Source organism: Flavonifractor sp. An92, from assembly GCF_002159175.1.
Lineage (GTDB): Bacteria > Bacillota > Clostridia > Oscillospirales > Oscillospiraceae > Pseudoflavonifractor_A.
Map to the genome: position 1 here is coordinate 203,264 of NZ_NFGZ01000003.1, position 14,287 is coordinate 217,550.

General features: G+C 66.0%; 17 protein-coding genes, 1 pseudogene and 1 other annotated feature. All 18 genes and pseudogenes read right to left on the reverse strand.

Annotated elements, in window-relative coordinates; translation table 11 throughout:
* Positions 1-2: 2 nt before the first annotated feature.
* A complete protein-coding gene (locus B5G43_RS04075) occupies positions 3-302 on the reverse strand; it encodes a hypothetical protein (protein ID WP_087259192.1) in 300 nt (99 codons plus the stop codon).
* A 41-nt stretch (positions 303-343) separates the two neighbouring features.
* Positions 344-581: a binding site (T-box leader), on the reverse strand.
* A gap of 35 nt (positions 582-616) precedes the next feature.
* A complete protein-coding gene (locus B5G43_RS04080; protein WP_087259193.1) occupies positions 617-1,474 on the reverse strand; it encodes an EamA family transporter in 858 nt (285 codons plus the stop codon).
* A gap of 333 nt (positions 1,475-1,807) precedes the next feature.
* Entirely contained in the window at positions 1,808-3,487 is a 1,680-nt protein-coding gene (gene recN, locus B5G43_RS04085; protein ID WP_087259194.1) for a DNA repair protein RecN, read from the reverse strand.
* Between the two features lie 43 nt (positions 3,488-3,530).
* Positions 3,531-3,983 carry an arginine repressor gene (locus B5G43_RS04090; protein WP_087259195.1) on the reverse strand — a complete coding sequence of 151 codons (453 nt, stop codon included), beginning with the start codon at positions 3,981-3,983 and terminating at the stop codon, positions 3,531-3,533.
* A gap of 4 nt (positions 3,984-3,987) precedes the next feature.
* Positions 3,988-4,854, reverse strand: a complete 867-nt coding sequence (locus B5G43_RS04095; RefSeq protein ID WP_087259196.1) for an NAD(+)/NADH kinase — start codon at positions 4,852-4,854, stop codon at positions 3,988-3,990.
* On the reverse strand, positions 4,838-5,659 hold the full coding sequence (locus B5G43_RS04100; RefSeq protein WP_087259197.1) for a TlyA family RNA methyltransferase: 822 nt from the start codon (positions 5,657-5,659) through the stop codon (positions 4,838-4,840). The genes B5G43_RS04095 and B5G43_RS04100 overlap by 17 nt, the downstream gene beginning before the upstream one ends.
* Positions 5,610-7,493: a 1-deoxy-D-xylulose-5-phosphate synthase gene (gene dxs, locus B5G43_RS04105; protein ID WP_343214385.1), complete on the reverse strand. Its 1,884-nt coding sequence runs from the start codon at positions 7,491-7,493 to the stop codon at positions 5,610-5,612. Before dxs ends, B5G43_RS04100 begins: the two co-directional genes overlap by 50 nt.
* Before the next feature lie 27 nt (positions 7,494-7,520).
* Positions 7,521-7,982: a divergent PAP2 family protein gene (locus B5G43_RS04110; protein ID WP_087259199.1), complete on the reverse strand. Its 462-nt coding sequence runs from the start codon at positions 7,980-7,982 to the stop codon at positions 7,521-7,523.
* A gap of 10 nt (positions 7,983-7,992) precedes the next feature.
* Positions 7,993-8,874 carry a polyprenyl synthetase family protein gene (locus tag B5G43_RS04115; protein WP_087259200.1) on the reverse strand — a complete coding sequence of 294 codons (882 nt, stop codon included), beginning with the start codon at positions 8,872-8,874 and terminating at the stop codon, positions 7,993-7,995.
* Positions 8,871-9,104 (reverse strand): exodeoxyribonuclease VII small subunit, encoded by a 234-nt coding sequence (gene xseB / locus B5G43_RS04120; RefSeq protein ID WP_087259201.1) that lies wholly within the window; start codon positions 9,102-9,104, stop codon positions 8,871-8,873. Before xseB ends, B5G43_RS04115 begins: the two co-directional genes overlap by 4 nt.
* Complete coding sequence (gene xseA / locus B5G43_RS04125; protein WP_087259202.1) at positions 9,085-10,323, reverse strand: exodeoxyribonuclease VII large subunit; 1,239 nt, start codon at positions 10,321-10,323, stop codon at positions 9,085-9,087. The genes xseB and xseA overlap by 20 nt, the downstream gene beginning before the upstream one ends.
* Positions 10,320-11,261, reverse strand: a complete 942-nt coding sequence (locus B5G43_RS04130; RefSeq protein WP_087259203.1) for a DNA-binding protein — start codon at positions 11,259-11,261, stop codon at positions 10,320-10,322. The genes xseA and B5G43_RS04130 overlap by 4 nt, the downstream gene beginning before the upstream one ends.
* Positions 11,258-11,737: a transcription antitermination factor NusB gene (gene nusB, locus B5G43_RS04135; protein WP_087259204.1), complete on the reverse strand. Its 480-nt coding sequence runs from the start codon at positions 11,735-11,737 to the stop codon at positions 11,258-11,260. Before nusB ends, B5G43_RS04130 begins: the two co-directional genes overlap by 4 nt.
* 166 nt (positions 11,738-11,903) lie before the next feature.
* Positions 11,904-12,287 (reverse strand): Asp23/Gls24 family envelope stress response protein, encoded by a 384-nt coding sequence (locus B5G43_RS04140; RefSeq protein WP_087259205.1) that lies wholly within the window; start codon positions 12,285-12,287, stop codon positions 11,904-11,906.
* Between the two features lie 105 nt (positions 12,288-12,392).
* Entirely contained in the window at positions 12,393-12,995 is a 603-nt protein-coding gene (locus B5G43_RS04145; RefSeq protein ID WP_087259206.1) for a SpoIIIAH-like family protein, read from the reverse strand.
* A gap of 11 nt (positions 12,996-13,006) precedes the next feature.
* Positions 13,007-13,528 carry a hypothetical protein gene (locus B5G43_RS04150; protein ID WP_087259207.1) on the reverse strand — a complete coding sequence of 174 codons (522 nt, stop codon included), beginning with the start codon at positions 13,526-13,528 and terminating at the stop codon, positions 13,007-13,009.
* Complete coding sequence (locus tag B5G43_RS04155) at positions 13,525-14,016, reverse strand: hypothetical protein (RefSeq protein ID WP_087259208.1); 492 nt, start codon at positions 14,014-14,016, stop codon at positions 13,525-13,527. Before B5G43_RS04155 ends, B5G43_RS04150 begins: the two co-directional genes overlap by 4 nt.
* Before the next feature lie 5 nt (positions 14,017-14,021).
* A pseudogene (locus B5G43_RS04160) lies at positions 14,022-14,287 on the reverse strand (stage III sporulation protein AE); the annotation flags it as partial.

Here is a 14,287-nt window from a genome sequence, read left to right on the forward strand (position 1 = left end):
ATTTAAAATAACCGTTTCCCACAGTGGGGACATTTGGGGTCGTCCATTTCGTGGAGCATGCCGCAGAAGGGACAGCGGGCCTGGGCGATGCCGGAGCAGGGGCCCGGTGCGGTGCGTTCGGCCAGGTAGAAGTCCAGATGCTGACAGCTCGTGCAGCACCACACCTCCACCGGCAAGGAACTCTCCCCGCTCTCGTGCTCCAGGTCCCCCCGCAGATGCCAGCCGGGGTTTCCTTTCCGCAGCAGCTGCTGCCCCATGGAGACCATGGTCCCGCCGCAGCGGATACACTTCTCCCGCTCCATCGTCTGCCTCCTTTCGACAAAAAAGCCCCCTGTCCCGCAGGACAGAGGGCGTTTCTTACGCGGTACCACCTCTGGTTCGCCGCTCTCTCACAAAAGCGGCCTCAGGCCGTGCCAACACACGGCGGCGCGATAACGGGCGCTCCCGGCCTCCCCTACTGCGCTTTGGGTTCAGGGGGCTGCTCCGAGGGGTATTCCCAGGCGCTCCCGCTCCCCCTCCCACCAGCCGGGGGTTCTCTGTGCCGGTACCTGCCTGTTACTCTTCCTCATCCACGCAATGTCGTATGGCCTGATTATAGCGTGCCGGGTTTCCTTTGTCAAGAGGCGGTCTGTGGCTCCAGCCGGAGCTTGAGCACGTTGTAGCCCACCACCGAGCCCACCACGATCACCGCTCCCACCAGGGACAGCGGGCCGATGGTCTCGTGGTAAAAGACCGCCACCAGGATGGGGTTGAGCACCGGCTCGATGCCCGACACCAGGCAGGCCGTCACCGCCGGGGTGGTGCGCAGGCCGATGGTCAGCAGGATGTAGGCAAGGCCCACCTGGAACGCACCCAGGATCACCAGACTGGTAAGGGCCGTGGGGGTGAATTCCGTCTCCTGCAGAAGGAACGGAAGGCCGGTCACCACACTGACGATGTCGCCCCAGAACACCGAGGAGATGGGGTCGGCGTCGGGCAGGTCCTGGAGGAGAAACACCCCCGCATAGCTCAGCCCCGACAGGAGCGCCAGGACATTGCCCAGCATGTCTCCCGCCTCCAGGCTGTCCACGAAGAAGCACAGCACCCCCAGCAGCACCACCGCACAGGCGCCCAGGTCCAGGCGGCCCGGCTTTTTGCGCCAGAAAATGGCGGACAAGAGGATCACAAATATGGGCGCGGTGAATTGGAGCACGATGGTGTTGGCGGCAGTGGTCATCTTATTGGCCACCGTGAAGAGCATGTTGGTGCCGCACACGCACAGCGAGCCCAGCGCCACCCAGCGGTTGAACTTCGGTCGGTGCTTCACGGCCAGCAGATAGCCGCCGATGACCATCAGCGCCACGATGTTCCGCCCGCTGTTGATGGAAAGACCGCTCCAGGGGATCACCTTGATACACAGTCCGCCGATGCTGTACAGCACCGCCGCCAGAAAACACAACAGCACCCCTCGGCGCTGTTCCCGTTGCGTCGCCATTGGAAACGCCTCTTTTCGTTATGATGATATTCGTTTGGAATGCGCTCGCCGCGCAGGCCGCCTACTCGGCGGGAGCACCGCTTTCTTTGCAAAGAAAGCGGTGGGAAAGAAAGCCCAGAGGGGGGATACCCCCCCTCTGGACTCCCCCAAAGCGCACCCCGGTCTCCATCCGGCTGCGGAGGGATTTCCTTACACCGGCGTGGCCAATTCCAGGCTTTCTGCCTATCCGGAAAGCGTTGTACCCCGGCAAAAACAGGTGGCCGAAGGCCGCCCGCTGCTGTCCGCGTAGGACGCCCGCGCGGCGAGCGCAAATCTTCCGGGCTCCCCGGAGAATTACTGCCGCTCTGCTCCGCCTCGGAGGAGTTCCTCCGCCCCCGCCAGGATGGCGGGGGTGATGTGCTCGCCGCCGGTGAGCCGGGCCAGGGCCTGAATCCTCCCCTCCCGGTCCAGCCGTTCCACCCGGGTATAGGTCCGCCCGTTCCGCTCGCCTTTCTCCACTGAGAAGTGAACCCCCGCCATAGCGGCGATCTGCGGAAGGTGGGTGACGCAGAGGACCTGCTTGTTCTTCGCCACAGCGGCCATTTTCAGGGCCACCTTCTGGGCCGCCCGGCCGCTGACGCCGGTGTCCACCTCATCAAAGATAAGGGTGGCGATGGCCTCGTTCTCCGCCAGCACATTTTTCAGCGCCAGCATGATGCGGGAGAGCTCACCGCCGGAGGCGATGCGCTGGATGGGCTTCAGATCCTCGCCCACGTTGGCCGACATGAGGAACTGCACCTCGTCGGCGCCCGTCTCGTCCAGCCCCTCCCCCGCCTTGGGGTGCAGGTCGGTTTGGAAGCGCACCCGGGGCATGTCCAGCTGCCGCAGCTCCTCCTGGATGCGCGCTTCCAGCTCGGTGCCCGCCTTCTTCCGGGCGGCGGTGAGGGCATCTGCTTTCTCCCGGGCCACAGCAAGGCACTTGGCCTCCTCCTTCTCCAGCTTGGCCAGAGCGTCGGATGAAAACGCGATCTCGTCCAGCTCCCGCCGGCAGCGCTCCAGATAGGCCAGCATCTCCCCCACCGTGTCGCCGTACTTCTTTTTCAGTCGATAGAGCACATCCAGCCGGCTCTCGATCTGGTCCAGCTCTCCCGGCTCGAAGTCAAAGGAGGCCCGCAGATCCCGCACCAACTCCGCCGCGTCCTCCGCCAAGGCGGAGAGCTCGGAGAGCTTGTCCGCGGCGGTGGAGATGTCCACGCTCATGCCGGACACCCCGGCCAGATTGCGCTCCGCCGTAGCGATGAGGGCGGCGGCGCCCTCCCGCTCGTCGTCGCCGGAGAGGGCGAAGTGAGCGCCCTCCACTGCCTGGATCAGTCTTTCCGCGTTGCGCAGCAGGGTGCGCCGCTCGGTGAGGGACTCCTCCTCCCCTTCCTCCAGGTGGGCCCGCTCCAGTTCTCCGATCTGGAAGGTGAGGCTGTCGATGCGCCGGGCCTTCTCCGCGTCGTCCAGACGCAGGGAGTTCATCTGCCGCCGCACCTTCTGGAGGGCGGCATAGGACTGGGCGTAGTCCTCCCGCTGGCCGTCCAGCTCGCCGAAGCTGTCCAGATAGCCCAGATGATAGCTCTCGTCCAGGAGCTGCTGGCCGTCGTGCTGGCCGTGGATGTTGATGAGCTGCCGTCCCAGGTCCCGCAGCTGGCTCACGTTCACCAGACGGCCATTCACCCGGCAGGTATTGCGTCCATCGGAGAGGATCTCCCGCTGGATGAGCACCGTCCCCTCCTCGTCGGGAGCGATGCCGTTCTCTTCAAACCAGGGCAGCGGCGCCACGTGGAGGAACTGGGCCTCCACCCGGGCCCGGCGGGCGCCGGTGCGGATCAGGTCCCGGCTGGTCCGTCCGCCGGTAATGGCCCCGATGGCGTCGATGACGATGCTCTTGCCCGCTCCCGTCTCGCCGGTGAGGACGTTGAAGCCGGGCTCAAAGCGGATGTCCGCCGACTCGATGACCGCGATTTGTTCGATGTGGAGCAGTGAAAGCATGGATACCCTTCCGTTCTAGCTGTAAAGGAAATTAACTTTACGATTATTTCAGCATCTTGTGGATCTCGTCGCAGAACTCCACCGCCGCCTCGTTGGTGCGCATGATGAGAATGGCGGTGTCGTCGCCCGCCAGGCTCCCCACCAGATCGTCGATCTCCATGCCGTCGATGGCAGCGCCCGCCGCCGAGGCCAGGCCCGGCATGGTCTTGAGAACCACGATGTTCTGGGCCACGTCAAAGGAGGTGACGCCCTCCTTGAAGATGGTGCGCAGGCGGCTGGCCAGATTGATGGACACCTTGCGCTCGCTGACGGCGTAGCGGTAGGTGCCAAAGCCGGTCAGCTCCTTGATGAGATGGAGCTCCTTGATGTCCCGGGAAATGGTGGCCTGGGTGGACTGCATGCCACGGGCCTTCAGTTCCTGAAGCAGCTGCTCCTGAGTCTCCACGTCCTGTTCTTCGATGATACGCAGGATCTCCTGCTGTCGCTTTGCCTTCATAGGACTACATCCTCCCTAATTTCTGAGTGACGATCTCGTAAAAGCTGCGGTTGGTCAGTCGGATGAGGTGGGTCTTGGTCTCGGCACGGCGGATCTGGAGCTGGTCGCCCCCCCGCAAGCGAAATGCCTTGCCACCGTCCACCGAGAGATAAGCGGTCTTGCGGGACAGGTCCTTCACCCGCACCGTCAGCGTCCGCTTGTGGTCCAGCACGAAGGAGCGGGCATTGATGATGGAGTGGGGACAGATGGGTGTGAGGATGATATTCTCGGCTGTAGGCTCCACGATGGGGCCGCCTGCCGACATGGAGTAGGCGGTGGAGCCGGTGGGGGTGCTGATGATGACGCCGTCCCCCGAGTAGGAGGTGATGGGCACCCGGTCGCTGCGGACCTCCATCTCCACCACCCGGGCTACCGCCCCCTTGGTGATGACCGCGTCGTTGAGGGCCAGATCGGAGTAGATGGTCCGGCCCTCCCGCTTTACTGCCACGTCCAGCATCATGCGGGACTCCACGCTGTACTTCCCCACCGCCAGCTTGGACAGCAGGGGCAGCTCGCTCTGCTCCACCTCGGCCATGAAGCCCACGCTGCCCAGATTCACCCCCAGAATGGGGATGCCGTAGGCGTTGGCGTCCTTGGCGGCGTGGAGAATGGTGCCGTCCCCGCCGAAGCACACCAGAACGTCGGTGTCGGGCAGCTCCTGCTCCATGGAGGAGAGCTGGACGTGCTTGGGAAACTCAATATTGGTCCCCTCCACCGGGAAGGGCAGACAGATCCGGGTCTCCACCTGGGCGTTGTTCAGGATGCGCATGGCCGCCTGGGCCGTCTTTAACCCCTTATCGCGGTAGGGATTGGGACTAAGTACGATCTTCACGGGTACTCTCCTCCAATGTCCGGTGGGATTCCTCGACCAGCGCCTTCAGGTCGCCCGGCCAGCGCGCACCACGGCCCACCGCCAGGTGCCCCAGATATTCGATGTTCCCCTCCGGCCCTTTGATGGGTGAAAAGGTCATATCCTTTACCGTAAAATCCGCCTCGTCAGCGTGGTCCAGGAAGTGCTCCAGCACCTCCAGGTGGACCTTGGGGTCCCGCACCACGCCCTTTTTGCCTACCTTCTCCCGGCCGGCCTCAAACTGGGGCTTGACCAGGCAGACCACCTCGCCCTGGTCGGAGAGTACCCCCCGCAGGGCGGGCAGGATCAGACGCAGGGAGATGAAGGACACGTCCACCGAGGCGAAATCCAGCTCCTCAGGGATCTGCTCGTGGGTGAGATAGCGGGCGTTGGTGCGCTCCAGGGCCACCACCTTGGGGTCGCTGCGGATCTTCCAGTCCAGCTTGCCGTAGCCGGTGTCCACGGCATACACCTTAGCCGCGCCGTTTTGCAGCATGCAGTCGGAAAAACCTCCCGTGGAGGCCCCGATGTCGGCGCACACCTTGCCGGTCAGGTCGATGGGAAAGACCTGCATGGCCTTCTCCAGCTTCAGCCCGCCCCGGCTCACATAGGGGATGGCCTTGCCGCGGACCTCGATGGCGGCGTCCTCCGCCACGGCGAAGCCCGCCTTGTCCACCCGCTGGCCGTTGACGAACACCAGCCCGCTCATAATGGTGGCCTGAGCCTTCTGCCGGCTCTCAAAATATCCCTGCTCCGTCAGCAGCACATCCAGCCGCTTTTTCGCCATGGCGCAGGACCTCCTCTACTCGTTTGATGAGATGCCCGGCATCCAGCCCGCACAGGGCCAGCAGCTCTTCCGCCGAGCCGTGGGGAACATACCGCTCCCCCAGATTGCAAAGGGTCAGGCTCTTCAGCGCCACCCCGGCGGTGAGCAGCCGCGCCCCCAGGCGCTCTCCCACACAGCCGGACGCGGCACACTCCTCGGCCACCAACAGATGGCCGGTCTTTTGCACCGAGCGGGCCACCTCGCCCCAGTCCAGGGGGGTCAGGCGTCCCAGCTTAACCACTTCCGCCGAAATGCCCCGGGCTTCCAGCACCTGAGCGGCTTTCAGCAGCTGATTGATGAGCAGTCCGTAGCCCACCAGCGTGATGTCCCGGCCGGGTCGGAGCACCGCCGCGGTGAGACCCGCGTCGTCCTTGTAGTCCCCTTCCCCGCCGCGGGGATAGCGCACCGCCACAGGGCCGGTGCACCCGCTCACCGCGTGGCGCAGCATGGTGCGCAGCTCGGCAAAGCTGGCGGGGCTGTATACCGTCATGCCGGGGACCGTGTTCAGAAAGGCCACGTCGAAGGCCCCGTGGTGGGTCTCGCCGTCGGCCCCCACCAGACCCGCGCGGTCCACCCCCAGCACCACATGGAGCCCCTGAATGCCCACGTCGTGGAGGAGCATGTCGTAGCCCCGCTGGAGGAAGGTGGAGTAGACGGCAAACACCGGGGTCATCCCCTGCTTGGCCATGCCCGCCGCCAGCGAGACGGCGTGGCCCTCGGCGATGCCCACGTCAAAGGAGCGCTCCGGGGAGGTCTCAAAAAAGCCGCTCAGGCCGGTACCGGGGGCCATGGCCGCCGTGATGGCGCAGACTCTGGGGTCCTCCCCCGCCAGCTCACACATGGTCTCTCCAAAGACCTTGGAGAAATCGGTGCCCGACGGGCGCACCGGCGCGCCGGTCTCCACACAAAAGCGGCTCACGCCGTGGAACTTGTCCGGGTTCCGCTCGGCAGGGGCATAGCCCTTGCCCTTGACGGTGCGGATGTGGAGCAGCACCGGGCACGAAAGGTCCCGGGCGTAGCGCAGGAGCTTGGTGAGCCGCTTGACGTCGTGGCCGTCCACCGGTCCCAGGTAGGTGAAGCCCATGTCCTCAAAGAAGCTGCACGGCAGCAGGGTCCCCTTGATGCCGCTTTTCAGCTTGTGAGTGACCCGGTAGATATGCCGTCCCCCGGGCAGGACCTTCATGGCCTTCCGGTAGCCCTGCTTGAAGTGAAGATACTGGGGCTTTAAGCGCTGGCGGGCCAGAAGCTCCGCCACGCCGCCCACATTTTTGGTGATGGACATGCCGTTGTCGTTGAGAATGACGATGAGGGGCTCACCGCTGCCCCCCGCGTCGGAAAGGCCCTCATAGGCCAGGCCGCCCGTGAGGGCGCCGTCCCCGATGAGAGCCAGAACGTGGTAGTCCTCTCCCAGCCGGGTACGGGCGCGGGCCATGCCCACCGCCACCGACACCGAGTCGGAGGCGTGGCCGGCGATAAAGGCGTCGTGGACGCTCTCCGCCGGCTTGGGGAAGCCCGCCAGTCCGCCGAAGGTGCGCAGGGTATCCATGCGCCCGCCCCGGCCGGTGAGCATTTTATGGATATAGCACTGATGTCCCACGTCGAACACCAGCCGGTCCCGGCTGGTGTCAAAGACCCGGTGGATGGCCACCGTGATCTCCACCGCGCCCAGATTGGAGGCCAGATGCCCCCCGGTACGGGAGACCGACTGGATGAGCTCGGCCCGCAGCCGGGCGCACAGCGCCTCGGCCTCCTGGTCGGTGATGGAACTCAGGTCAAAGCATTCCTCCGTAATGATACTACCGCCTCCAAAATGGTTCCGGGCTCAGCCCCAGATGAACATACCGGCGGTCCCGACCGCCACGCCCAGCAGGCCGCCCATGAGCACCTGGAAGGGAGTGTGGCCCAGCAGCTCCTTGAGCTCCTTGCTGAAAAAGGCCGGGCGCATCTCCTGCCAGTGCTCCATCATGTAGTTGAGGATCTTGGCCATCTCGCCCGCCGCGCGGCGGACGTTGGACGCGTCGTACATGACCACGATGGCCACCACCGCCGCAATGGCGAAGCTCACCGAGCCGAAGCCCTGCATGATCCCCACCGACGTGGCGCAGGCGCAGACGAATGCCGAGTGGGAACTGGGCATGCCGCCGCTGGAGAGGATGTGCCGCCAGTCCCAGCGGTGCTTGGTGATGAGGACCAAGAGCACCTTCAGCACCTGGGCACAGGCCCAGGCCAGAATGGACAGGTTGAGGATCAGGTTCCCTGTCAGAACCTCGCTGACGTTTTTCATGGCCGCCTCGCTAGTTCTTGCGGGCCACCAGCTCCCCTGCCAGCCAGCAGAGGAACCCGGAGGCCTCGCCGAAGGGGGCCAGCGCCTGCTGGGCCTCCGCCGTCAGCTCCTCCACCAGCCCCTGACAGCGCTCCAGGCCCTTCAGGGTGACAAAGGTGGTCTTTTCGTTCTCCGCGTCGGAGCCGATGGGCTTGCCCAGGGTCTGCTCGTCTCCCTCCACGTCCAGCATGTCATCCCGGATCTGGAAGGCCAGGCCCAGCTTCTGGGCGTAGCGGCGCACTGCCGCCCGCTCCTCCTCGCCGCCGCCGGCCAGGATGCAGCCCATCTCCACCGCCGCGGCGATGAGGGCGCCGGTCTTGAGGCGCTGCAGCTCCTCCACGTCGGACAGGGACAGGGCGTGGCCCTCTCCCGCCATATCCAGCGCCTGACCGCCCACCATGCCGCGGGCGCCGGCGGCCTTGCCCAGGCAGGCGGCCGCGGCCACCACCCGCTCCGGCGGGAAGGGCCCGCCGTGCTCCAGCATGGTCTCAAAGGCGGCGGTCAGCAGGGCGTCGCCGGCCAGGATGGCCGTGGCCTCCCCGTAGACCTTGTGGTTGGTGGGGCGGCCCCGGCGCAGGTCGTCGTTGTCCATGGCCGGCAGGTCGTCGTGGATGAGGGAGTAGGTGTGCAGCATCTCCACCGCGCAGGCAAAGGGCAGCGCCCCCTCCACATCTCCGCCGCACATGCGGCAGGTCTCCAGCAGCAGCACCGGCCGCAGCCGCTTGCCGCCCGCCAGAAGGCTGTACCGCATAGCGTCGTACAGATCCGCATGGGGGTCCCGGTCCGAGAAGCACTCCCGCAGCCAGGCCTCCGCCTGCTGGGTGTCCTGGCGCAGCTGCTCGTGATAATTCATTCGGCTCCCTCCCCGTCAAATGCCTGCTCCACCGGCGTGCCGTCAGGGGCGGCGGTCAGCTTGCGGACCTTCTGCTCCGCCCGGTCCAGCAGGGTGGTACAGGTTTTCATGAGACCGGTCCCCTCCTCAAAGAGGGCCATGGCCTCCTCCAAAGGCGCGTCTCCCCGCTCCAGAAGGCGAACGATCTCCTCCAGGCGCTGGGCAGACTCCTCAAAGCTCCGTTTCTTCATGGTTTGCTCCTTCTGTCTGGTTTACGCCCTCCACGGTGCAGCGGAGGGTCCCGTCCCGCAGACGCAGGTCCAGTTTCTCACCGGGGACGGCCTGCTCCACCGAGCGGACCACGGTACCCGCCCCGTCGTAGGCGATGGCGTAGCCCCGGCCCAGCACCTTCAGCGGGCTCATGGCGTCCAGCGCGGCGGAGAGCCGCCCCAGACGCTCCCGCTGAGCGGAGAGGGTCCCCTTCAGGCCATTTGCCAGGCGCTCCCGCTGGTAGTCCAGCAGCACCCGCCGGTCCTGGATGGGGGCCATGGGGTCGCTGAGCACCCGGCGCTCGGCCAGGCGCTCCACCCGGGTGCGCTCCCGCTCCAGACGGCGGGACATGGCGCCGGTGAGGCGCTCCTCCAGCCCGGTCAGAGCGGCGCGCAGCTCGGCCTGGTCGGGTACCGCCAACTCGGCGGCATTGGAGGGGGTGGCCGCCCGCAGGTCGGCCACAAAGTCCGAGATGGTCACATCGGGCTCGTGCCCCACCGCCGAGATCACCGGGATGGGACAGGCATAGATGGCCCGGGCCACCTGCTCGTCGTTGAAGCACCACAGGTCCTCCATGGACCCGCCGCCCCGGCCGGTGATGATGAGGTCGGCCACGGCGTGCTCCCCCGCCCAGCGCAGGGCGGCGGAGATCTCGCCGGGGGCCTCTGCCCCCTGGACCCGCACCGGCAGAATGACAACTTCCGCCAGAGGCCAGCGGGCTTTCAGAATGCGCAGCATATCCCGCACCGCCGCCCCGGCCGGGGAGGTGATGAGGGCAATTTTCTGGGGATAGCGCGGAATGGGCTTCTTATGGGCCGGGTCGAAGAGGCCTTCCCCATACAGCTTGGCCTTGAGCTGTTCAAAGGCCACATGCAGGTCTCCCACCCCATCGGGGGTGAGGCGGCTGCAATAGAGCTGATACTGCCCGTCCCGGGGAAAGACGGTGAGCCGCCCGAAAGCAATCACGGTCATGCCATTTTCCGGCTGGAAGCGGAGAAATTCCGCCTCCCGGCGGAAGAGGACGCAGCGGATGGCGCCCTCGCTGTCTTTCAGGGAAAAATAGTGGTGGCCGGAAGGGTAGCGCTTATAGTTGGAGATCTCCCCCCGGACGAAGAGCCCGGAGAGGCGCTGGTCCCCGTCCAGCAGGCTCTTTACATAGCGGTTGACCTGGCTGACGGTGTAGACGGTGTTCCCGCTCATTCCGCCCCCTCCTCCGCAAAGCGGCTGGCCAGGATGGCCACGCCCATGGCGTTGTCGGTGGAGTAGCAGGGCTGGGCGAAGCGGGCTCCGCAAGAAGTCTCCATCACCTGCCGCAGGCGGGAGTTGGAGGCCACGCCGCCGGAGCACAGCACCGGAAGGCCGGGCCACTCTTTGAGGGCGGCCAGAGTGGTGCGGCGCACCACGTCAGAGATGGTGTTGAGGACGAAGGCGGCGATGTCCGCCGGAGCCTCACCCTTCTCGGCGCGTGCCTTCACCTGGTTCTCCACGCCGGAGAGCGAGAAGGTCAGGTCTTTCAGTTTCACGGGGAAGCGCTCCCCCTTGGGCTGCTCCGCCGCCAGGGCGTCCAGGGCCTTCCCCGCCGGGAACTGGAGCCCCAGCAGCACACCGGTGCGGTCGATGAGCTGCCCGGCGGAGATGTCGCTGGTGCCGCCCACCTTCTCGCAGCGGACGTTTTTTCCCTCCGGCTCCACCTTCAAAAGCTCAGTGGTGCCGCCGGACAGATGCCAGGCCAGCAGGGGCTTGTCCAGCAGGCCCAGGTCCCCGGCGGACCAGGCCGCCGCGGCGATGTGGCCCTGCTGGTGGGACACGGCGTAGAAGGGCACGCCCAGCACGTCCGCAATGGCCCGCCCCTGGCCCTCGCCTGCCAGGAAGCAGGGCATGTAGGAGCCCTCCACCGCCCGGGGCCGGGTGGAGGCCGCCACGGCGGTGATGCCTTGCAGCACCCCCTCCTCCCTTAAGGCGGAGATGAGGCCGGGCAGGCGCTTGACGTGCTGGAACAGGGCGTCGCTCTGCCGCAGGCCCAGGGTCCCGGCGGGCACGTCCAGAAGGCGGGAGCGGTTCACTCCCGCGGTGCCGTCAAAGACTGCGGCGGAGGTGGTGTAGTTGCTGGTGTCCAGCCCCAGGCAAGTCCTGCTCATGCCTGGCCGTCCGTTCCCGCGGCGCGGTCGGGGATGTGCTCCTCCCGGACGAAGGTGCCCAGGATGCCGTTGAGGAAGGCCACCGTCTTGGGGTCCTCGTAGTGCTTGGCCAGCTGCACCGCCTCGTTGATGGCGGCGGCGTTGGGGATGTCCTGCATGTACAGGATCTCATACATGGCCACCCGCAGGATGGAAATGGCCACCCGGGGAATGCGGGAAAACTTCCAGCCGATGGCATACTTGGAGATGTACTCGTCCAGCTCGGGACAGTGGTCATAGACCCCCTTCACCAGGGCGCGGATATAGGCGGTCTGCTTCTCGTCGGGGAATTCGGCGTACAGCGGCTCCTCCTCCCCGATCTGGCGAAAGACCGCGGGGGTCAGCATGGCGTCCAGCAACGTGTCGGCGCTCTCATCGGAAAAGCCCAGCTCAAAGGTGAAATGTACGGCGATCTCCCGGGCACTGGTTCGTGTCATTGGTATTCCTCCCAAATCCGGGCTTGAGCCCGGTCTCTGTACTGCTCTAATATCCATATTATACACAGGAGTATACAAAAAAGAAACCCCCAGTTTTGAAACTTCGGGGAAAATAAAAAAGGAGGGCGGAGCCTCCGCTCCGCCCTCCGTTTCGGGCCGCAGAAAATCAGTTGGTCTTGGCCTCCCGGTCGAAGGTCACGCCGGCCACATTGACGTTGACGCACTCCACATCCAGGCCGCTGGTGTTGCTGATGGCGTTGTAGACCGCCTCCTGCACGGCGCCGGCCACCTCAGGGATGGTGAAGCCGTACTTGATGAGGATGGAGACCTCCACATGGACGCTCTGCTCCACCACGTTGATATGGACGCCCTTGGAAAGATTCTTCTTCCCCAGCAGCTCCGCCAGGTCAGAGCCCAGATTGGGGGCCAGGCTGCCCACGCCCTCCACCTCCAGCGCGGCGGCGGCGGCGATGACGGCCAGGACGTCCTCCGATATATGGATATTTCCCAGCTCGTCGGGACGGGAAACGTACTCTCTAGCATCGGGCATTGCGCTTCACGCTCCTTTGTTCTCTTAGGCGAAATCCATTCGCTGCTTTTTATTGTACCACACCGGCGGGGAAATACCAACAGATTTTTTCTGCACCGCGTGAATTTAGGGCTCGGCCTCGATGATGCGGATCTGACTGGCGGAGAGGCCGGTCTCCCCGGTGACGATCTCGGTGATGCGGGCGATGTCGGCGTCGGTGAGTCCCTCCTCGGTGGCGGCCACCACGATGCTGGCGCTGCTCTCCCCCAGGAAGGCCACGCAGTCGGCGTACCCCTTGGCGGTGACCATGTTCTCGATCTGGGCCTCGGAGACGGTGGCGTCCGCCATGGTCTCGATGGCCTGGGTCATCTCGGCCTGCATGGTCTCATCGGCCGCCGACTCCTGCAGGATGCGCAGGGCGCTGTCCCGGGCCTCCTGGCGGTTGAGTCGGGCGGAGGCAAAATAGCCCGTCCCGCTGCCGCTCTCCCCACCGGAAGTCTGGACGTCCGTCCCGGAGGGTGCGGGGCTCTCGGTGCTGCCGGAGGGGGCCGGGCTGGCCGACACCCCCGCCAGCAGCGGGTCGGTGCTCTCCGCTCCCACCAGGGTCGCCTGACCCAGGACCTTCCCCGCGTCCGCCGTCTCCTGGTTGTAGGACCAGTTCAGATACACCGCCACACAGACGAACAGGACGATCACTGCCACCACCGCGTTACGTTTCCACAGTTTCATACCTTGTCTCCTCACTTTCCTTTACAAATCGCGATCCGGTCGGTGCCCAGCCCGGTGACCGCCGAGACCGCCTCGGCCACGGCCAGCCGCACCTGGGGATCGTCGCCCCCCGAGCATACCACCAACGCCCCGCGAAATTGAGCCGAAACCTGCCCCACCGTCACGGTCTCCTGGACCCCGGAACCCCGGGAAAGCACCACGGTGGTCTCCTCCTCCCGCACGTCCTCCCCGTCGGTCTCCGACGTGCGGTCCTCCGCCAGAATCTGGCGCGGCGCGTGGCTGACGGTGAGGACCACCTCCACCGTGCCCGCCCCGTCAATGCGGGAAAGGGCATCCTCCAGCCGCTCCTCCAGCTCCCCGGCGTCCCACTCCTCCGCGGAGGCCGGGGCGGTCTTTGCTGTCTCGCCGCTCTTCCCGGTGGGCAGCAGCAGAAGCACCGCCCCCGCCAGCGCCACCAGCAGCACATACCGATAGCGCCCGATCCCCTGCCGTAGCCGGCCCAGGAGCCGCTCCACAGCTTCGTTTGTTTTCATGTCCCCTCCTCCGTCCGATAGGTCTGCCGCTCGGCCGGGATGGCCAGCTCCGCCTCGATGCGCCGGGTGAGCCGCTGCCGGGTGGCCTCGTCCAGGTCCCCGGTGATGGTCACCGCCCAGGGCACCGGATAGCCGTCGTCCTGCACGCGGGTCTCCACCGTGACGGTACACGCCGCCCCCAGCTCGGCCGCCTGTTCCGAAATATATGTCCCCGATTCCTCTTCTATGAGGCTCTGGAAGAGGGCCTCATTGGCCTCCCCCAGCTCCTCGGTCCGGGTCTCCGGGAAGTGGTACTCGCTCATGGCCCGGGCCAGGGCCTCCCCGTCCACCGACACCAGCGGCGACAAGAGTGCCAGCAGCAGCACCAGCGAGCCGGTGAGCTGGCCCAGCCGCCGCACCGTGCCGGGGGGCGTCAGGCTCCCCGCCGCCGCCGTCAGCATGGCCGCGCACACCACCCGGTAGACCCAGCTCTGCATCCCCTCCAGCACTTACCTCACCCCCCTGCCGTCATGGAGATGGCCGACACCAGGCTCACCAGCAGCAGCAGCGCGCCGCTGCCCGTCATGCCCAGCACCAGCCCAAAGGCCCCGCCGATGCCGTCGATGAGGGTACTGGCGCTCCCGCCCGACACCGTAGCGGCCAGGGCTGCGGCCAGCTTATAGACCAGATAGTGGACCCCTAGCTCCAGGAAGGGCCCCAGGCAGAGGCCCAGCACCACCAGAAGCCCAAAGACCCCGATGGTCCCCCGCAGCACCCCAG